The sequence below is a fragment of the Actinomadura chibensis NBRC 106107 genome (genome assembly GCF_001552135.1).
Classification (GTDB): Bacteria; Actinomycetota; Actinomycetes; order Streptosporangiales; family Streptosporangiaceae; genus Spirillospora; species Spirillospora chibensis.
This window is the reverse complement of record NZ_BCQP01000052.1, coordinates 1-19,587: the sequence shown is the minus strand read 5'-3', so window position 1 is coordinate 19,587 and position 19,587 is coordinate 1. Positions and strand designations below refer to the sequence as shown.

14 protein-coding genes are annotated in these 19,587 nt (G+C 70.4%); 4 read left to right on the top strand and 10 right to left on the bottom strand.

Going from position 1 to position 19,587, the window contains the following annotated elements; all coding sequences use genetic code 11:
- Positions 1-3 precede the first annotated feature (3 nt).
- Positions 4-1,110 carry a ferritin-like domain-containing protein gene (locus ACH01S_RS28860; protein WP_067898439.1) on the bottom strand — a complete coding sequence of 369 codons (1,107 nt, stop codon included), beginning with the start codon at positions 1,108-1,110 and terminating at the stop codon, positions 4-6.
- Between the two features lie 378 nt (positions 1,111-1,488).
- On the opposite strand from ACH01S_RS28860, the gene ACH01S_RS28855 reads away from it, so the two are divergent.
- Positions 1,489-2,451 carry a M28 family peptidase gene (locus ACH01S_RS28855; protein ID WP_067898436.1) on the top strand — a complete coding sequence of 321 codons (963 nt, stop codon included), beginning with the start codon at positions 1,489-1,491 and terminating at the stop codon, positions 2,449-2,451.
- A gap of 10 nt (positions 2,452-2,461) precedes the next feature.
- Positions 2,462-3,718 (top strand): M14 family metallopeptidase, encoded by a 1,257-nt coding sequence (locus tag ACH01S_RS28850; RefSeq protein WP_067898433.1) that lies wholly within the window; start codon positions 2,462-2,464, stop codon positions 3,716-3,718.
- Between the two features lie 101 nt (positions 3,719-3,819).
- Here the strand turns inward: ACH01S_RS28850 and ACH01S_RS28845 are convergent, their stop codons facing one another.
- The 9 genes from ACH01S_RS28845 to ACH01S_RS28800 all read right to left on the bottom strand — a co-directional run bounded on the left by ACH01S_RS28845 (position 3,820) and on the right by ACH01S_RS28800 (position 17,024).
- Positions 3,820-4,659: an NAD(P)H-binding protein gene (locus ACH01S_RS28845; RefSeq protein ID WP_067898430.1), complete on the bottom strand. Its 840-nt coding sequence runs from the start codon at positions 4,657-4,659 to the stop codon at positions 3,820-3,822.
- A 70-nt stretch (positions 4,660-4,729) separates the two neighbouring features.
- Entirely contained in the window at positions 4,730-5,200 is a 471-nt protein-coding gene (locus ACH01S_RS28840) for a methyltransferase family protein (protein ID WP_218010437.1), read from the bottom strand.
- Positions 5,201-5,801: 601 nt separating this feature from the next.
- Complete coding sequence (locus tag ACH01S_RS28835; RefSeq protein WP_169809373.1) at positions 5,802-7,448, bottom strand: methyltransferase; 1,647 nt, start codon at positions 7,446-7,448, stop codon at positions 5,802-5,804.
- Between the two features lie 285 nt (positions 7,449-7,733).
- A complete protein-coding gene (locus tag ACH01S_RS28825) occupies positions 7,734-11,894 on the bottom strand; it encodes an nSTAND1 domain-containing NTPase (protein ID WP_169809372.1) in 4,161 nt (1,386 codons plus the stop codon).
- Between the two features lie 166 nt (positions 11,895-12,060).
- Complete coding sequence (locus tag ACH01S_RS28820; protein ID WP_218010436.1) at positions 12,061-12,921, bottom strand: alpha/beta fold hydrolase; 861 nt, start codon at positions 12,919-12,921, stop codon at positions 12,061-12,063.
- Positions 12,918-14,093, bottom strand: coding sequence for an acyl-CoA dehydrogenase family protein (locus ACH01S_RS28815; protein ID WP_067898416.1), 1,176 nt, complete (start codon positions 14,091-14,093; stop codon positions 12,918-12,920). Before ACH01S_RS28815 ends, ACH01S_RS28820 begins: the two co-directional genes overlap by 4 nt.
- Positions 14,090-14,938: an alpha/beta fold hydrolase gene (locus ACH01S_RS28810; RefSeq protein WP_067898413.1), complete on the bottom strand. Its 849-nt coding sequence runs from the start codon at positions 14,936-14,938 to the stop codon at positions 14,090-14,092. The genes ACH01S_RS28815 and ACH01S_RS28810 overlap by 4 nt, the downstream gene beginning before the upstream one ends.
- On the bottom strand, positions 14,935-15,852 hold the full coding sequence (locus ACH01S_RS28805; RefSeq protein WP_083981253.1) for a VOC family protein: 918 nt from the start codon (positions 15,850-15,852) through the stop codon (positions 14,935-14,937). Before ACH01S_RS28805 ends, ACH01S_RS28810 begins: the two co-directional genes overlap by 4 nt.
- Entirely contained in the window at positions 15,849-17,024 is a 1,176-nt protein-coding gene (locus ACH01S_RS28800; RefSeq protein ID WP_067898410.1) for an acyl-CoA dehydrogenase family protein, read from the bottom strand. Before ACH01S_RS28800 ends, ACH01S_RS28805 begins: the two co-directional genes overlap by 4 nt.
- A 221-nt stretch (positions 17,025-17,245) precedes the next feature.
- On the opposite strand from ACH01S_RS28800, the gene ACH01S_RS28795 reads away from it, so the two are divergent.
- Both ACH01S_RS28795 and ACH01S_RS28790 read left to right on the top strand, forming a co-directional pair.
- Positions 17,246-18,202, top strand: a complete 957-nt coding sequence (locus ACH01S_RS28795; protein ID WP_083981252.1) for an isocitrate lyase/PEP mutase family protein — start codon at positions 17,246-17,248, stop codon at positions 18,200-18,202.
- A partial coding sequence (locus tag ACH01S_RS28790) for an FAD-dependent oxidoreductase (protein ID WP_067898407.1) occupies positions 18,199-19,587 on the top strand: 1,389 nt, incomplete at its 3' end. The genes ACH01S_RS28795 and ACH01S_RS28790, both read left to right, overlap by 4 nt.

Here is a 19,587-nt window from a genome sequence, read left to right as displayed (position 1 = left end):
CCCTCAGTCGGTCAACGCGGCGCTGCGGTCCGCTTTTTCGCGTGTGTCGGTTCGCGGGCCGGGCGGGGGCGTGAACTCCGGGCCGTAGATCTTCGGGAGGTTCCTGCCGACCTGGTATTTGATGAGCTCGGCGGCGCCGTCCTCAAGGTTGCGCATCCGGTCGACGGCCTGGTCCAGGTCGTCCTCCCGGCCCGTCTTCCACGCGGTTTCGAGGTCGCTCAGGACGAGGTGGTAGGTGTCGTTGCATTCCTTGAGCCGCTTCTTCAGCTCCGCGCTCGGCGACGGGACGCCGGACGCCCCCATCTTCGCCAGCGGATAAACGGCGGGACGTTTCATCACCGGCCCGTCGAACTTCCATTTCCCCTGCGCCGAGTTGTATTTCAGGTGGTGGCCGGTCCAGATCTCCTTGAAGCGGTAGTAGTGGGCGACCTTCGCGGGGCTACGGTCCGCCGGGAGTTCTTCGAGGGTGCCGGGGCCGGTCTCGGGCCTGCCCTCGCCCTGGTCGATGATAAGGTCGATGGCCTTGTTCGCGTCCGCCAGCTTGCTGATTTTGAACAGGCCGATCGCCCGCGCCGCCTGCTGCGTCCCGCCGAACTGCGGCGAAAGCTTGTTGATGCACTTCTTGACCGCCTGGTAAAAGGCGCCGATGGTGGGGAAGGTCTCCCGGCCGCCGGAGCCGTCCGTCGGCGCGAACGCCACCGGGTGCTCCGGCATCTCGATCTCCATGTAGACCTTCTTCACCACGTCGCCCGGCTTGTTCGGCGCGGCGGCCAGGCCCTCCAGATAGACCGGGAAGTTCTCCCGCACCCCGCCGGGGAGCTTCGCGGGATAGTGCAGGGCCGCCGCCGAGATCTCCGGATGCCCGCCGACGGCGGAGAGCAGATTGCACGCCAGGCCCATGTGCAGCATCTCCTGCATCACGATGGCGTGGATATGGCGGTAGACCTCCTGGGACTTGTCCTTGATCGACCACATTCCGTAGAGATAGGGCGGGATCGTCGCCAGTTCCACGGCGATGGCCGCCTGCAGGCTCTCCCGCAACCAGGCGATGTCCCGATCGTCCTCGGGCACGGTGAGCTGCGCGGAGATCGTCTCGACCAGCATGGCCATCGCATACCCGTCCTTTCCTAACGCGCGTCGCACCCCCATGGCCCCCTAACCGGATCGCGCTCGGCACAACCGCTCCGCCGGGAAATACCGGGGTGAACCTTTGGTCAAGCGGGCGTACCCTTGCCGGGCCGCCGGGCGCGCCATCCGCCGTCCCGTTCGGCACCCGGGTTTCTAGATCACCGAAACGGGTCCGCGCGCCGACCGCGCGAAGTTCAATCCGTTTCCTTCGTTCAAGCCGGTTGACCGGCCTTTTCGATGCGGTGTAGAAAACTCGTCCGGTGTTGCCGTTTACCCGGCCAATGACCGCGTATAGCATCCACCGTCATCCCCCCTCTGGCGCGGCATGCGCCAGAGCCCCCCGCCAGGAGGAATTGCGAAATGCGCGACACGACACCTGCCAGGCTCCTGAAACGCAGAAGCCTGCTCGGCTCGGCCGCGGTCGGCGCCGGGCTCCTCGCCGCGCTGCTGGGAGTCCCCGGCGGCGCGCTGGCCCAGCCCGCGCCGCGTCCGGCGCAGGTCGCCGTCCAGTCGCCGGACATTCCGGCGGCCAACTCGATGGCGCACGCCCAGCAACTCCAGTCCATCGCCACCTCGAACGGAGGCAACCGGGCGCACGGCAAGCCTGGGTTCCGCGCCTCCGCCGACTACGTGAAGGCCAAGCTGGACGCGGCCGGATTCCAGACCACGCTGCAGTCCTTCTCCTACAACGGCTCCACCGGCTACAACGTGATCGCCGACTGGCCCTACGGCGACGCCAACCAGATCGTGTTCCTCGGGTCGCACCTCGACAGCGTCCCCGCCGGGCCCGGCATCAACGACAACGGGTCGGGGACGAGCGCCGTCCTGGAGACCGCGCTCGCGGTGTCCCGCGCCAACGCCCGTCCGACCAAGCGGCTGCGGTTCGGCTGGTGGGGCGCCGAAGAGCTCGGCATGATCGGCTCGAAGTACTACGTGCAGCAGCTCCCCGCGGCCGAGCGGTCCAAGATCAGCGCCTACCTGAACTTCGACATGGTCGGCGCGAAGAACACCCGGACCTGGGGCGTCTACACCGACTCCTCCACCCTCGGCGCGACGTTCACCGAGTACTTCCGCAGCAAGGGCATCGGGACGAACGGCATCAACGTCGGCGCGCGGTCCGACCACGCGTCGTTCAAGAGCGCGGGCATCCAGGTCAGCGGCATCAGCAGCGGCGACGACCCCTGCTACCACACCCGCTGCGACGACATCAACAACATCGAGTCGTCCGTGCTCGGCACCGCGACGAACGCCGCCGCGTACGCGGTGTGGAAGCTCGCGGGCATCCCCGCGACGCCTGCCGTCCCGTACCGTCCGGCCGCGTGAGGGGCCCGCGATGAGATCACGCAGCCTCAAGGCGGCCCTCGCCGCGGCCTGCCTGTGCGCGACGGTCCTGCCCGCCGGGCAGGCCCAGGCCGCCGCGGAGCCCGCGCCGTCCGGTTCCGCCCGGTACCTGGTGACGGGGCCGAAGACCTCGGAGCAGCGGACGCAGCTCGCCCGCACCGGCGCGGCGATCGACCTGCAGCGCCCGGACGGCGGGATCGAGGTCAGCGCGATCCCGGCCGAGACCGCCGCGATCAAGCGGCTCGGGTTCAAGGTGCGGCCGCTCGGCGCGTTCCCCCGCTACCCGGCGAGCGCCGCGTCCTACCACACCCACGCGGAGACGATGGCCGAGCTGGACCAGGTCGTCGCGAACTACCCGCAGATCGCGAAGAAGTTCACGATCGGCAAGACCTACGAGGGCCGCGACATCGTCGGCGTCAAGATCAGCGACAACGTCGCGACGGACGAGGACGAGCCCGAGGTCTTCTACCAGGCGAACATCCACGCCCGCGAGCGCATCACGAACGAGCAGGCGCTCTACCTGATCAACATCCTCACCAAGGAGTACAACTCCACCAAGCGGATCACCGACCTGGTCAACAGCCGCGAGTTCTGGATCATCCCGATCCTGAACGTGGACGGCCAGATCTACGACATGACCAGCGACACCCAGGCCGGGCGGATGTGGCGCAAGAACCGGCAGGGGCAGGGCACCGACCTCAACCGCAACTACAACTTCAAGTGGGGGTGCTGCGGCGGGTCGTCCAGCAGCCCGGCCAGTGAGACCTACCGCGGGCCGTCGCCCGAGTCGGCGCCCGAGCTGAAGGCCGTCACGAACTTCATCCGGAGCCGGAACATCGGCGGCAAGCAGCAGATCAAGATGTTCCTCGACATCCACTCCGTCGCGAACCTGGTGCTGTGGCCGTTCGGGTACACGACGGCCAACACCGTCCCCGGCTCGATGTCGGCGGACGAGGAGGCCGCGCACCGCGCCATCGGCACCGAGGTCGCCCGGATCAACGGGTACACGCCCGAACAGTCGAGCGACCTCTACATCAACGACGGCAGCTCCGGCGACTGGACGTGGGGAGACCAGCGCATCTTCTCCTACACGTTCGAGCTCGGCGGCGGCAGCTTCTACCCGGCGCCCTCGCAGATCGAGGCGCTGACCCAGGTCAACCGGGACCCGCTGCTGATCCTCGCCGAATACGCCGACTGCCCCTACCGGGCGATCGGAAAGCAGGACCAGTACTGCAAGGCGAGCCGCTAGAGCGGCTAGAGCCAGGCGGTCACCGCTCTTGGTGCGTTTAGGACGCGCCGCCGGGTGCTTAACACTCCCGGCGGCGCGTTCCTGCTTTCTCAGGTGCCAGTTCAGGGCTGGACGGGGGCGAATCCCGCAGTGGCGGCCCATTCGGCGTAGGTGAATGCGGGACGTCCGGTGACCTCTTCGACCGTGGGGAGGACCTCGGCGTCCTTTCCGACGTTCTCGGCGAGCAGGTCGAGGAGTTCGTCGACGCCCGGCTCGGGCAGTCCGGCGTGCAGCCGGAGGATCCGTTCCCGGTGCTCGTCCGGGGACAGTTCCTCGAAACGCACCGGCCAGCCGACCGTCTCCGCGATGATCCGCACCCGCTCGACCTGGGTGAGCGATTCCGGGCCGGTGAGGGAGAACGACTCCCCGGCGCGTTCGTCGAGCAGCGCCCGGACGGCGACGGCCGCGATGTCGCGCGAGTCGACGGGCGCCGTCGCGGCGTTCCCGTAGGCCGCGCGGACGACCCCGGCCTCCTGGATCTCGCGCTTCCAGGCCAGGTCATTGGTCATGAACGCGCCCGGGCGGACGAACGTCCACGGGATGCCGGACGCGGAGACCTCGTTCTCCAGCCGCAGATGCTTCTCGCCTATCCAGCCGAGGCGGCGATAGGTGGCGGCGACCGACGACAGGAGGACGAGATGGCGGGTGTCGGCGCGGCGGGCCGCGTCCAGGAAGCCGCCGAGCCCGGTCATGACGGGGAACAGGAACACTCGGGGAGCACCGGACAACGCCGCCCGCAATGTCTCCGGACGTCTCAGGTCGCCGGGGACGACCTCGACCCCGTCCGGAAACGAATGCGCGCCGGGGTCGCGGGTGAGGACCCGCACCTTCTCCCCCGCCTCGACCAATTGGCGGACGACGTGACCGCCCACGTTTCCAGTACCGCCAGTGACCAGAATCACGGGGAATTCTCTCCTTTCGGCGTCGAGTCATTCGTGGGGCCGTTCGTGGGGTCATTCGTCGGCGGGCGGGTCATCCGTGCCAGGGGCGCAACCGGGGCACCCATCCGGGGACGGCCGCCCGGTAGCGCTCGTATTCCTCGCCGTACTGTTCGATCAGGAGCGGGGCTTCGTGGAAGGTCGCGAACACCCACATCATGACGGCGACGACGACCGAGTAGCCGAAGAGGACCGGGCGTCCGAGCAGCAGCGCCTGCCCGACGACGGCGACCACCAGCGCGATGTACATCGGGTTGCGCACGTGGCGGTACATTCCGCCGACCACGAGGCGCTCGGGCATGCCGACCGGCGCCGGGGTGCCGCGGCCCTCGACCACGAACCGGGCGAAGCTGTGCAGCAGCACCGCCCCGCCCGCCACGACGAGGACCGCGCCCAGCGCCCGCGCCGGGAGCCACCACGAGTTCGTGTCCCATTTCGTCAGTAACCAGGGGACGAGTCCGGCCACCGTTCCCGGGGCGAGAGCGAGGAACACCGAACTTCCCATTGCCGCAGTTGAGGTACGCACATGATCAAGTATCCACATCGACAATGGGAATACCAGAGTGGATTCTGAAGCCAGTGATCCACATATCGAGTTTCGGTCACATCCATTCTCACTTCGTCTGACAAGGATGGTGTCCAAGCGGATACGGCCGCCGACCTGCCGCGATGTGGGTACGAACTCCTCCTGCCGGAAATACCCGACAAAACCCGGTTGGCGCGGCGGGCAGCGGTGTAATCGCCGCTGGCGGGGCGGCGGCCTTCGCCGGGGGGACGTCGCGGCCGAGGCAGGCGCGCGTTCCCGGCCCCTTTCCGTTCGCGTTCGGACTTCGTCTGACGAAACCAAGCGGCGGAGGCGAGCCGGGACGGGCGCCGCACCCGGACGGCGGCGCTTTCCGCTCAAGCCCTGATCAGCCGTGGCCATGCGGCCACGACGCCGCGAGCGGGGCGGTGAACGCGGAGCGGCGAACCACCGATTTCGGCCACCTCGGCGAAGGCGTATCGGAAACCGTCGTGCCCGAACGTCCCCGGGCGATCACCGACAGCGGCGCGGTCGCGCATGGGCGATATGGAGGAGTCCGCATCGCACGGCCGCTCGCGGCGGGTCAGTCGGCCGGGGAGGGTGCGGTTTCCGGTGTTTCGTGGACGCGGGCGACCGTGACCGAGATGTCGAGCCGGAGCGGCCGTTCCCCGATGACCGTGAACCCGGCCCTGCCGAGGAGTCGGCGGTATTCGTCGCGGGTGCGCTCCCGTCCGCCGACGTTGTTCACCAGCATGTTGAGGTCCCACAGCGCGGACACGCAAGGGTCGCTGGGATCGTCGGAAAGCGGACGCTCGATGACGAGCAGCGTGCTTTCGGTGGTCGCGGCGGCGCGAATGGCGCGCAGGATCGAAAGGCAGGTCCGGTCGTCCCAGTCGTGCAGGATCCGGGCGACGACGTAGACGTCGGCGCCGACCGGCATGTGCGCGCTGTCGGTGAAGGAGCCGGGGAAGAACGTGCAGCGGTCCAGGTGGCCGCGCGCCTCCAGATTCTCCCGGGCCGCGCCGATGACCTCCGGGCGCTCCAGCAGCGCGCATTTCAGGTGCGGGTGGGTGTCGCACAACTGGGCGAGCAGTTCGCCGTTCCCGCCGCCGATGTCGGCGACGATCGCGGCGCCCGAAAGGTCGACGACGGTCGCGACGTCCGCGAAGAAGGCCGACCCCTCGGCCATCGCCCGGGTGAAAAGGCGCCGCTGGTGCGGATGGTCGGTGAGGTAGTCGAACGGCGGTTGCCCGTAGACGCTTGTGAAAGGCTGCGCGCCGTCCCTGATCCCCTCGGTGAGCGCGCCGAAGCTCGTGTAGAAGAGGTCGCCGTACATCAGCGCGAGATGGTGCATCGAATTCGGGGCGCCGCGCGCCAGGCGGCGGCCGAGGTCGGTCAGCGCGAAGGCCGCCCGCCCGGACGGCGCGAGCGCCCCGATCCACGGATGGCACAACGCGCGCAACAACCGGTGCAGCCGGTCGGCGTCGACACCGGTGAGGTCCGCGAGTTCCGCGCAGGTCAGGGGACGGTCGGCGAGGTGGTCGGAGAGGTCGAGTTCGGCCATCGCGCGGAGCGCCTGGGTGGCCCACGCGCCGGTCAGGCGGCGCAGCAGCCGCCGGTCCTCTTCGTCGGCTTCCCGGGGTGCGGTCTCGGCGGCGAGATGGCGCAGCAGTATGTCGGTGTGCCGCCCCGGGGCGATGACTTCGAGGCGGCGCGGCCAGCCCATCTCGGTGCGGCCGTCCGCGCGGAAGTGCAGCACGGTGGCGCCGCCGTCGCCATGGGACGGGTCGTAGCCGCCGCCATCCGCCCGCGGGCCGCCGGGGCGTCCGAGGGCGTCCCGCACGTCCTCCAAAAGGGCCGGATCGGTGAGCCGCACCGCGAGGTGATTCTCGTGTTGCGCCGCGCGCTCGTCGCGCAGTGCGAGCGCGTCGAGTTCGTCGCCCGGATCGACGCAGAAGAGTTCGACGCCGCGGGACGTATCGTCCGGGAATTGCGCGAGAATTGCCCGGACATCGAGGCACCCGGACCTTAACCGCATTTCCGGCACGCGATATCGGGCGGCGAGCCGGTCGCGCACCAGCCCCCCGGAACTCGGCCGCCCCGGCCGCAGCCCGAGTTCCTCAAGATGGGACCGTACGACCCGAATGTCGGACGAGAAGACGAGACACCCGACGTGATCGACCGCGCAGTTCCCGGTGACGGCCTCGACCATCTCGACTGGAGCGTTCACGGGCAGGACGTCGGCCACGGCGGCGGAGTCGCTCCGGGACCGCAGATAGTCGCATACTTCCCCGATTCGCCGCCGGTCATCGCCGGTGACGCGGGACGCGGGAGCGACAGCCCTACCTGAGCCGCTTTCCATGCACACTCCATTTAAAACTATGGTTTTCGCCGCCCCCGGCGAGAGTACCACCCGTCCCTTACGTGTTTATGGTGGCGCACAATCACATGATCTTGACTCCCGCTCATAAGAAAGCACGTGCGCCATGCCGGGGACCGATTCGGAACGTCCCGTTCAGCAGACGGTGCGGAACTTCTGCCCGGGGACGTAGCGCGCCCATTCTTCGCGCGTGAGGGAGCGTCCGGCGATGGAGCAGACGGCCGCGTGGAGGTCGGGCGGCGTCCCGACGTCCCACAGCCGCACCGTCCCGTCGGCACCGCTGCTGATCAGCGTGCGCCCGTCCGGGCTGAAGGCCACGCCCCCCACCACACCGCTGTGGCCGGTCAGCGCCTCTCCGAGTTGTGCTTGCGTTTCGGTGTCCCAGAGCCGGATCGTGCCGTCGCCGCTCGCGCTGGCCAGGAACCGCCCATCGCGGCTGAACGCCACCGAACTCACAAAGGCGTGATGACCGGCGAGAGGCGGGCCGATCTGGCGATGCGTCCGGACGTTCCACAGGCGGATCGTGCTGTCGAGGCCACCGCTCGCCAGCACGCGGCCGTCCGGGCTGAACGCCACCGACGGGACCGGGTTCTGGTGACCCGCGAACGCGCCGCCGATCTGCTCGTGCGTCTTCGCACTCCACATTCGCACGGTGTTCTCGTCATCGGTGGCCAGTGCGCGGCCGTCCGGGGAGAAAGCCGCGGAGTAGCCGGTACCGGTGACGGGCGCACCGATCTGGCGCCGCGTCCGGACGTCCCAGAATCGGATGTAGTCGCCGCCGCCGGTGACCAGCGTGCGCCCATCCGGGCTGAACCCCACGGCGCTCACGTATTCGCCCGGGAGGATGAGAGCGCCGAGCTGGCGCCTGCCGTGGACGTCCCAAAGCCGTACGGATTTGTCATTGCCATTGGCACTGGCCAGGACGCGGCCGTCCGGAGCGAACGCGAGAGAGACGACGGGATCGGCGTGCCCTTTCAAGGGGGCGCCGAGCTGCCGTTTCCCACGCAGATCCCATAGCCGTACCGTCTCGTCACTGCCGCCCGTGGCGAGAAGTCCGTCACGGCTCAGTGCCTGCGCGAGAATTCCGTGGCGGTGACCGGTCAGCGGGTCTCCGATCTGTCTGTGCGCCGCCGGGTTCCACAGGCGTACGGTTCCGTCGGTGCTCCCGGTGATCAGCGTGCGACCGCCGTCGAGGAAGATGAGGGACGTCACCGAATCGGTGTGACCGGTGATGGGTTCACCGATTTGGCGCCGAGTGCCGATGTTCCACAGCCGCACGGCGTTGCCGTCGCCGCCGACGGCGAGCGCGCCTTCGTCCTGGCTGAACGCCACGGACGTCACACCGGATTTGTCCGCGACGAAGGGATCGCCGATCTGCTTGCGTGTCTTGACATTCCATACCCGTACCGCGGAACCCGCGATAATGGCGAGCATATGTCCACGTGGGCTGAACACCACGGAATCGACCCCGGCACGGCCGTTCCGGATCGGCGGGCCGATCTGCTCGCGCGTCCTCGGATCGATCAGCCGCGTCATGCCGTCCGCGCCGATGGCCATGGTGCGTCCGTCCGGGCTGAACCCCACCGAAGGCGGGCCGCCGCCGCTCCCGGAACCGTATAAGGGGCGGCCGATCGGCCTTCGCGTCGAGGCGTCCCACAACCGCACCTTGCCGCTGGTGCTGACGGCCAGCATGCCCCCACCCGGCTGGAACACCAGGTCCGGGGACATGCCGAATTCACTGGGAAGCGGCGCCCCCAACTGCCTGCGCGTCCTGACGTCCCACAGCCGCACAGCGTGATCGACGGTGCTGCTGGTGGCCACGACGCGTCCATCGGGGCTGAACGTCCCGTAGGCCCTGCCCATCGGGCGGGTGAGGGGCGCGCCGACCCGTCGACGGGTCCTGACGTCCCAGAACGACAGCTCTCCCAAGGTGCCGACGAGCAGGGTCCGGCCGTCAGGGCTGAGCTCCAGCGAGGTCACCGTCTCGGGGACGGAGGCGAAGACGCCGCGGCCGGGCTTGGCCAGGAGCGTGATCAGGTTCGCGCGGGCCTCGGGGGACGGGTCGAGGCGCCAGGCCGCCGCGCCCAGCAACGCGGCGGTGCCCGGGTCGGCGGTCTGGAGCCTGCTCTGCGCGATGAGCTGGCGGGAGAGGGCCACGTCTCGCTGGTGGCGCGCGCTGCTGGACGAGCGCGCGGCCATCGTCCCGAAGACCAGCGCGGTCACGACCAGGACGGAAAGCGCGCCCTGGACGGCTCGGCGCCGCCGCCGAGCACGGACCTGGGCGCGGGCGCTGGCGTCCAGGAAGTCACTCGTGGCGGGGGTCAGCGCGGGGAACCGTCCGGGGTCGGCCTGCCAGCGGGCGCGGGCGCTCTGGACGACCGCCAGCCGCTCCCCGCGAAACAGGAACGACGCGGCGTGGCCGTGCCCCGCCCACTCGTCGGCGGCGTCCTGGAGCTGGTTGTAGAGGGCGTGGTCGGCGAGGTCGGCGTCCAGCCAGCCGCGCAGCCGCGGCCAGGCGTGCAGCAGGGCCTCGTGGGCGATCTCGACGCCGGTGTCGTCGACGACGATCAGCCGCCGCGCGGCGAAGGCGTCCAGGATCCGGTCGACGGCGGGACGGTCCGCGTCCGTGGGACGGAGATCCGAGCGCTGGACGGTGCGCCGCGCGAGCCGCCCGTCGCGCGAAACGGCCGTCAGCCGGTGGAACACGTGCCGGGTCAGCCGCCGCTGGTCGTCGTCCAGATCGGTGTAGGCGGCCTCGGCGCTGGTCGCGACGGCCTCGGTGACGCCGCCGGTCAGGGCGTAGCCGCGGCCGGTGAGCCGGTCGTCCTCGCGGTGCTCCCAGATCGTCAGCATCGTCTGGGACAGCAGCGGCAGCACCCCGGCGTCGTAGCCGCCGGTCGGCGAGCGCAGCCCGGACAGGATGGTGTCGATCAGGCCGGGCTCGATCTCCAGCCCGGCGGCGTCGGCGGGGCCGGTGATCGCGCGCCGCAGGTCGGCGGCCGGCATCGGGCCGACGATGAACGGGCCGTCCTGCAGCGCGGCGGCGAGCAGCGGATGCCGCGCGCAGCGGTCGATGAAGTCGCCGCGAACCGCGATCAACACGAGCGCGTCGGCGGGCGGGGCGGTGGCGGCGTGCAGGGCGGTGACGAACGCGTCCCGCTCGGCGTCGGCCCGCTCCGCGGCGTCCTCCAGGGTGAAGAGCTCCTCGAACTGGTCGACGACCAGGATCAGCCGCGCCGCGCCGCCGGGCAGCCCGCGGCGCCGCGCGTCGGTGTCGGCCGCCTGCCGGACGAGGAGGCCCGCCTCGTCCGGACGCTCGGCGAGCGAGCGCAGCACCCCGGGCGCCTCCAGCCCGGCGAGCCCGGCGATCAGCGCGGCGAGCCGCGCCAGCGGGGTCCCGGTCGGACGGTCCAGCACGTGGCGCGGCCAGTCGCGGGCCTCCGCCGACAGCTCGCCGCGCCCGATCGCGGGGAGCAGGCCCGCGCGGAGCAGCGACGACTTGCCCGCCCCGGACGCGCCCGTCACCACCAGCGGCCCGGTGCCGGGGAGGCGTTGCGCGAGTTTCGCGACGAGCTGCGCGGTGACGACCTCCCGGCCGTGGAAGACCCCGGCGTCGGCCTCGGTGAAGGCGACCAGCCCCCGGTACGGGCATTCGCCGGACCGCCGTTCCCCTGTTTCGGCACGTCCGGGACGCGGCCGGGTGCGCCGCTCGATCGCCGCGACCTGCTCCAGCAGCAGCCGCGTGTCGGTGGCCTGCCGGTACCCGAGGTCGACGGCGAGCCGGAGCTCCGCGCTCTGCCGCCGCAGCCGACCGCCCTGCCGGTCGATGTCCTCACGAAGGTGCCCGAGCTGGACCCGCAGGTCGGCGAGGACGAACCCGAACTCCTGGAACTCCTCCCCCACGGCGGCGAGCCCGGCGGCCAGCTCCGTCTGCGTGCGGCGGTCGCCGGTCTCGATCACGGCCTCGATCGCGGCGCCGACCGCGCCGACCTCCCGCAGCACCTCCGCGATCTCGGCGCGCAGCAGGTCGGCGCGTTCCCCGCCGTCCTCAAGGATCCGCTGGACGCCCCGCTCAAGCTCCGCTTCGAGATCCTCACGGGAGTGCCCGCCGCCGAGCCGGGCGACGCCCGCCTTCACCACGTCGGTCAGCACGTTCCCGCCGACCGCCGCGACGGCGCCGAGCCCCGCCGTGGCGACGCCCGAGGTCAGCAGCGGCGCGAGCGCCCCCGCCGCCAGCACCGACAGCAGCCCCGCGGACGTCCAGCGCCGCCTCCGCGCCCCGGCCCAACGGATCACCCGGGCCCGCACCCCGGCCCGCATCGACTCCGTTCGATCACTCTCCGTGTCCCGACCCACACGCTCATTCCAACCCACAGAGCAGGCCGAGGAACGCCGAACCCCGCAATTGCCCCGACGAGGACGGCCCGACCCGCGTGGTCGGCGATGCGCGTTTACCCGTTCCTCAGATCGCGCCGCTGAGGAGGGCCAGGAGGAGGGTTTCGAATTTTTCGGGGTGTTCTAGTTGGGTCCAGTGGCCGCATTGGGCGATTTCGTAGAGGTTGGCCCTGGGGAGGGAGTCGGCGAAGTAGCGGCTTGCTTCCAGCGGGATGATCCGGTCGTCGCGGCCGTGGACGCAGAGGACGTCGTGTGTGATGGTCGCCAGTTCTTCGCGGGTGAAGAAGCGGCGGGTGCCGTTCGGGTCGAAGGACGCCTCGTGTGAGCGGCGGACGTCGTCGCGGTTCACGTAGGACATCCGCTCCGCCACCACGCGGTCGACGGTGTCGAGCATGGGGGCGAGGTCGTACACGAATTCGCTGAGCAGGCCCTTCAGGGATTCCGCGCTTGGCGATGCGTAGAACTCGCGGAGGTGGGTGAGGCCGGGGCTTACCGGCATGTCCGGCGCGCCGCCGCTGCCCATCAGCAGTATTTTGCCGACCAGGTCGGGGCGGGCGAGCGTCATCAGGATGGCCAGTTGGCCGCCCATGGAATTGCCGACCAGGTGGACCTTTTCCAGGCCGAGGGCGTCCACCAGGGCCAGGAGGGCTTCGGCGCGGAGTTCGTTGAACGGGCCCATTCCGCGCGGCGGGTCGAGCGGGTGGGAGGAGTCGCCGAAGCCGATCTGATCCGGGGCCAGGCACCAGAAGCGGTCGCCGAGGTCGGCGATGATGCGTTCCCAGTTCGACAGGCCGGTCGCGCCGGGGCCGGAGCCGTGCAGGAACAGCACGGCCTCCGAGTTGGGGGCGCCGGATTCGTGGAGGCGGAACGCCAGTTCGTCCCCGCGGACACTCACGGCGATGTCCGAGGATTTGATCGGGGAGGTCACAGGTGCACCTCCGCGGGGTTTTCGGCGCCGAGGTGGCGTCCGCCCCATGCCTTGGCCAGGGGGTCGCCGAAGAGGAAGGCGTGGCTTCCGGCGGCCACCGCGTCCTGGAACTTCGCCTGGAGCGGGTGGTCGATGAACGCCGACCGGCCCGACGACACCCGCATCAAGGCTTGGACGGTGTCGAGTGCCGCGTTTGCCGAGCGGGCCACGTCCCAGCGCCAGAAGGCGCGCTGCTCCAGGGACGGGATCTCGCGGCGCTCCGCGTGCTCCATCAGCTCGCCGGCGGTGCGGCGCACCTTGAGGACGGCCGCGTCGAGCTGCCAGGCCGCCTCCGCGACCTGGTTCTGGACGGTCGCCTCCTCCCGGAGAAGCTGCCCGTAATTGGTGCGACGGCCGCGCGTCTCGCTCACCCACTGGTCGTAGAAGCCGAGGCACGCGCCGAGCGCGCCCGCCGCGATGATCAGGTTGAAGGTGACGGCCCAGGGCGTCCGGTAGAGCGGCCCGTCGTTGAGCTCCTGGCCGGGCAGCGGCGTGCCGAGCCCGTGCGTGTAGAGCACGTGCGACTGGCCCCGGTGCTCGGGGACGAACACCCCGTCCACCACGATGTCGTTGGAGCCGGTGCCGCGCAGGCCCGCGACGTTCCAGGTCTCCTCGATCCGGTAGTCGCCCTCGTCGAGGATCACGGACGTGAAGTCGGGGTACTCGACGCCGTTCAGCTCGCGCCGCCCGGCGATGCCGCCGAGGATGACGCCGGAGCAGATCCCGCTGCCGGACGAGAACGACCAGCGTCCCGAGACCTGGTATCCGCCGGAGACTTTCTCGATTTTCCCGGTCGGCGTGTAGGACGAGGCGATCCGCCGTCCCGGGTCAGCGCCCCAGATCTCCTTCTGCGTCTCCTCCGGAAACAACGCGATCTGCCACGGGTGGACGCCCACGACGGACGCCACCCACCCGGCGGACGCCGACGCCCGCCCGATCTCGATCACCGTCTCCGCGTACTCGGCGAGATGGACCTCGCCGCCGCCCCACCGGGCGGGCTGGAGCGCCCGGAGCACGCCCGTCGAGTCGAGCGCCGCCACCGCCTCGGGAGTCAGTTTCCCCTGCTCGGCGCTTGCCGCGTCGGCCGCCGCGAGCGCCGGCGCGGCCGCCCGCGCCTTGTCGATCATGCTCATTCGTTCCGTCCTCCGAGGAAGGTCCGCACGATCGCCTGGAAGCGCGCGGCCTGCTCGATCTGCGTCCAGTGCCCGCATTCGTTGATCACGTAGAGATCCGCCCGCGGGAGGTGTTCGGCCAGGTAGTAGCTGCACTCCAGCGGGACGATCACGTCCTGGCGGCCGTGCACGACGAGCGTCGGCTTGTCGATCTTCGCGAGGTCGTCCGGCGTGAAGCTCAGCATCTCGGGGGCGAACATGGCCCGGTGCCCCGCCTCGATCCACGGCCGCCGCACCATCGGCATCCGCTCTGCGGCGACCTTCTCCACCGTGTCGCCGAACGCGCCCTTGTCGTGGACGAACTGGATCAGCAGATCCGCCATCGCCTCGACGGTCGGGTCGTCGAAGTACGTGATCAGCTTGATCAGCTCGGGGGTCGGCTCCAGGCCGGGCATGCCGCCCGAGCCCATGAGGACGATCGACTCGACCAGATCGGGGCGGAGCTGCGCCATGCGCAGCGAGTACATCCCGCCCATCGAGTTTCCGACGAGGACGACCTTCTCCAGCCCGAGCGCGTCCACGAGCTGGAAAAGCGCGTCGATGCGGACCTCGGCCTGCGCCTTGAAGCCCTTCGGCTGCGGGTCCGGAAAACTGGAGTCGCCGAACCCGAGGATGTCGGGCGCGATGCAGTGGAACGCGTCGCCGAGCCCCTCGATGACCTCCCGCCAGTTCGACGCGGCCGTCACGCCCGGCCCGGAGCCGTGCAGGAAGAGCAGCGCGGGCGCGCCCGGCGTGCCGGTCTGGTTGACGCGCAGGTGCCGCCCGCCGCCGATCGCGACGTCCTCGACCCGGATCGCGGCGCTCATTCGGCCGCCTCCGGGAGAGTCCGGAAAATTCCGGGCGGGCCGTCCAGGTACGCCTGGGAGCGGTGGTGCCCCCAGATGGACGGCAGGTCGTGCGTGCCCGCGACCCAGGTCAGGTCGTCCACCGTGATCCCGCCGTGGCCGTACTCGATCTGCATCGAGGACGGCGTCTGCACGTAGATCGACGTCATCAGGTCGTTGGTGTGCCGCCCGAGGGACAGCAGGATCTCCCGCTCCGGGTCGGCCGTGAACAGGTCGATCGCCGTGCCGAGGTCGTCGAACGACTCGACCTCCAGCATCAGGTGGTTGATCCCGGTCATGCCGGGGATCTCCGCGACGGCCAGCGAGTGGTGGCGGCCGTTGCAGTGGTAGAAGCGCAGGTTGAAGATGTCGCTCTTCACCCGGTCGGACAGGCGGAAGCCCAGCGTGTCCGCGTAGAAGGCGTTGGCCTTGTCCAGGTCCGGGACGATGAGGACGATATGCCCGAGCCCGAGATCGCCGGTGACGAAGCGGCCCCGCATGGGACGTCCCGGAAAGAACGAGTTCGGGTTCGAGTACTGGCCCCAGACCAGCTCGTGCCGGTTGCCGAACGGGTCGGCGAACCAGTACAGCTCCGCGACTTGCCGTTCTTTCAGCTCGTCCGCCGTGCCGTCGCGCACGTCCACGCCCTTGCCGCGCAGCTCCGCGACGTAGGACCGCAGGACGGTCTCGTTGCCGCAGTCCCAGCCGACGTAGCGAAGTTCGTCCCGCTCCGCCGGGTGCACGGCGATGCGGTAGCCCCGGTCGTCGACCTTGACCCGGACGGCGCCGTCCGACCCGTCCTCGGCGATGACCGCGCCGAGCAGCCGGGTGGCGTAGTCGCGCCACTCCTCGGCCTTCGGGGACGCGATCCCCAGGTAAGCGAGTTGCGAAATCACAGCATGACCTCCGGAGCGGACGAGTCGAGGAGCGCGGCGCCGTAGTACCGGCCGACGCCGTCGGAGACGAGGAACGCGTGCCCGAGCTCGGCGATCACGTCCTGGTAGACGCGGTGGAGGGGGTGGTCGACGAACACGGTCCGGCCGGACGCGGCCCGCATCAGCTTGTTGATGGCGAACCCGACCTCCTGGCAGCCCTTGGTGACGTTCCAGCGCAGCCGCGCCCGCTGCCGCTTGTCGAGGTGCACGCCCGCCTCGGCGGCCTCGGTGATCGTGTCGATCGCGTCGTACATCTTCATGACGGCCGCGTCGTGCACCCATTCGGCCTCGGCCAGGTGCATCTGCATCAGCGGGTCGTCGGCGTAGGTGCCGCCCCAGTTCGCCTTGCGGACGCGGGTGTCGGACGTCCAGTCGTCCAGGACGCGGCGTCCGAGCCCCAGCATCGGCGCCACAAGGACGAGGTTGAACATCACCGCCCACGGCAGCTTGTACAGCGCGGACGGGTTCGTCTCCATGCCGGGCGCGGGACGGTCCGGGTTGTACTCGTACAGCGGGCTGGACAGGAAGCGCCGCTCGGGGATGAACGCCTCCGCGACGACGATGTCCTTGCTGCCGGTGCCGCGCGACCCGCGCACGTGCCAGGTGTCCTCGATCTCGTACTGGTCGCGGTGCAGCAGCGCGGACCCGTAGTTCGGCACCTCGACGCCCGGCGCCACCTCGACCTTTCCGGCGAAGCCGCCGAGGATCACGCCCTGCGCGTGGTCGCAGCCGGACGAGAACGACCAGCGTCCCGACACCCGGTAGCCGCCGTCGACCGGCTCGATCTTCCCGGTCGGCGCGTAGGACGACGAGGCGTTCCAGTCCGGGTCGGACTCCCAGATCTCGGCCTGCGTCTCCTCGGGGAACAGCGCGAGCTGCCACGGGTGCGAGCCCATGACCCCGGCCACCCAGCCCGCCGACGGCGCGATCCGGCCGAGCTCGTAGACGGCGGCGAGGTGCTCGCGCAGCGACAGCTCGGCGCCGCCCCAGCGCTTCGGCTGGAGGCCGCGCATCAGGCCGGACTCCTGCATGAACGTGAAGGCCCGGCCGGTCAGCGAGCGCTGCTCGGCCGACAGGTCCTCCTCGGCGCGAAACTCCGGCTCCAACCGGCGGATCTCGTCCAGGACGGTCATCGGCGTCAGTTCCTTCGGTGGTCGGGGTGGGACGGTCACCAGGTGACCGACATCTCTGTAATAGTCACTACATGGACCGTAGAACGATCGCTCCAGGGAAGGCAAGAGACTTCGGCGTAAATTGTGAGCTGACGATAGAGGCTCCCGGAGCGGGGTTGCGTTGCGGCGGTGACTGGTGTCACGGTTAAGCTCTGTAGTAATCACTACATGGAGGAGTCGTCGTGCCGCACACCCCGCCCTGGGAGCCGGGCCTGCTCGCGTCGCTGACCGGCGTCGGGCCCGGTCCGAGCGCCCACGACAAGCGGGTCGCGCTGCGCGCCGCGCTCGCCTCCGGCGCGGCCCTGGTGCTGCCGGGCGTGACCGACGCCCTCGGCGCGCGGCTCGTGGAGGAGGCGGGCTTCGCCGCCGCGTACGCGACCGGCGCCGGGCTCGCCAACGCGGGCTACGGCCTGCCCGACATCGGGCTGATCTCCCAGGCCGAGGTGGTCGACCACGCCGGACGGCTGGCCGAGGCGACCCGCGTCCCGCTGATCTGCGACGCCGACACCGGCTACGGCGGGCCGCTCGCCGCGATGCGGACCGTCCGGCTGCTGGAGCGCGCCGGGGTCGCGGGCCTCCAGTTCGAGGACCAGGAGATGCCGAAGCGGTGCGGGCACTTCGACGCGCACGCGCTGATCCCGGCCGGGCACATGCAGACCAAGATCGCGGCGGCCCGGGAGGCGCGGACCGACGACCAGCTCGTGATCATCGCCCGCACCGACGCGCGCTCCGCCCACGGGATCGACGAGGCGATCGAGCGGGGCCGCGCCTACGCCGAGGCCGGGGCCGACGTGCTGTTCGTCGAGGCGCCCCGGACGGTGGACGAGCTGGCCCTCGTCGGACGCGAGCTGGCCGGGATCCCGCTGGTCGTCAACGTCGTCGAGGGCGGAAAGACCCCGCAGCTCACCGTCCCGGAGTACGCCGAACTCGGCTTCGGGATCGTGCTCTTCGCCAACTACCTGATGCGCTCGATGCACTTCGCGGGCCGCGAGGCGCTCGCGCACCTGCGGGAGCACGGGGAGACCGCGTCGCGCGCCGGACGGATGGCCGACTGGACGCAGCGGCAGAACCTCTTCAACCTGCCGGAGTTCAGCGCCGCCGAAAGCGCGCTCGACCGGGAGTTCGGGAGTTTCCGGTGACCTCCGCCCCCGGCGGCCTGCCGGTCGAGACCGAACTGCCGGAGCGCGTCGGCGTCCTGGTGCTGGGCGCCGGGCTCGCGGGATGCGCCGCGCTGCTCGCCGCCGCCGAGGCGGGGCAGTACGCCCTGCTGCTGGAGAAGACCGGCGAGATCGGCGGCTCCACCGTGAAGTCCGCCGGGCTTTCCGCCTTTTCCGGGACGGACGAGCAGGCCGAACAGGGCATCGCCGACTCCGTCGACCTGCTCCGCAAGGATCTGCTCGACGTCGGCAAGAACCGCAACGATCCGGCGCTGGTCGACCTGTACTGCGAGCACCAGCTCGCGACGTACCGCTGGTTGAAGGGGCACGGCGTCCGGTACGGCGAGATCCACGCCGCGTCCGGGCAGTCGGCGCCGCGCAGCCATCCCACCGACACCACCCGCATGCTGGAACTGCTGCTCAGGGCGGCCGGTGAGCGCGGCGCGCGGATCATGTTCGACACGGCGGCGAGCCGGCTGCTGCACGACGGCTCGCGGGTGACCGGCGTCCGCCTGGCGGACGGACGCGAGGTGCGCGCGGACGCGGTCGTCCTTGCCACCGGCGGCTTCTCCATGAACCCGGAACTGCTCGCCACGTTCGCGCCGCAGATGGAGAACGCGCTCCGACAGGGCGGCGCGGGCAATCAGGGCGACGGCCTGAAAATGGCGATGGCCTTGGGCGCGGGCCTGCGCGACACCCCCTATATCAAGGGCACTTACGGCCATTACCACGTCGAGCATCCGGACGAGGACGGCACCGGAATCCTCGCCGTCTACAAGGGCGCCATCGCGGTCAACCGCGAAGGCCGCCGGTTCGTGGACGAGTCGAGGAACTACAAGGAGATCGGGGACGCCGCGCTCGCCCAGCCCGGCGTGACGACCTGGCAGGTCTTCGACGCCCGGACGATGGCCCAGGCCAACGACGAGGTCCCGATCTACGAGTTCGCCGGACGCGAGCGCGCCGGAATGCTCCTCAAGGCCGACACCATTCCCGGGCTCGAAGCCGAGATCGGCCTCCCCGAAGGCTCTCTGCAGCAGACGGTCGCCGAATACAACGGCGCGATCGAGCGGGGCGAACCCGATCCGTTCGGACGAGCCCACCTGTCCGGCGGGGTCGGGAAACCGGCGCCGATCGACCGTCCGCCCTTTTACGCGCACCCGTCCGGAACGGTCATGCTCGCCACCTATTGCGGGCTCACGGTCGACACGCGGATGCGCGTCCTCGACTGGTGGGGCGCGCCCATCGACCGCCTCTACGCGGCCGGGGAGATCACCGGCGGACTGCACGGCGCGGGCTACATGACCGGCACGTCCATCGGAAAGTCGGGCGTCTTCGGCCGCCTCGCCGGACGCAACGCGGCACATGAG

What these genes read in the sequence shown, in the direction of transcription:
- ACH01S_RS28860 (WP_067898439.1), bottom strand. Translation starts at nt 1,110, where the DNA reads ATGGCCATGCTGGTCGAGACGATCTCCGCGCAGCTCACCGTGCCCGAG.
- ACH01S_RS28855 (WP_067898436.1), top strand. Translation starts at nt 1,489, where the DNA reads ATGCGCGACACGACACCTGCCAGGCTCCTGAAACGCAGAAGCCTGCTC.
- ACH01S_RS28850 (WP_067898433.1), top strand. Translation starts at nt 2,462, where the DNA reads ATGAGATCACGCAGCCTCAAGGCGGCCCTCGCCGCGGCCTGCCTGTGC.
- ACH01S_RS28840 (WP_218010437.1), bottom strand. Translation starts at nt 5,200, where the DNA reads ATGGGAAGTTCGGTGTTCCTCGCTCTCGCCCCGGGAACGGTGGCCGGA.
- ACH01S_RS28815 (WP_067898416.1), bottom strand. Translation starts at nt 14,093, where the DNA reads ATGAGCATGATCGACAAGGCGCGGGCGGCCGCGCCGGCGCTCGCGGCG.
- ACH01S_RS28810 (WP_067898413.1), bottom strand. Translation starts at nt 14,938, where the DNA reads ATGAGCGCCGCGATCCGGGTCGAGGACGTCGCGATCGGCGGCGGGCGG.
- ACH01S_RS28800 (WP_067898410.1), bottom strand. Translation starts at nt 17,024, where the DNA reads ATGACCGTCCTGGACGAGATCCGCCGGTTGGAGCCGGAGTTTCGCGCC.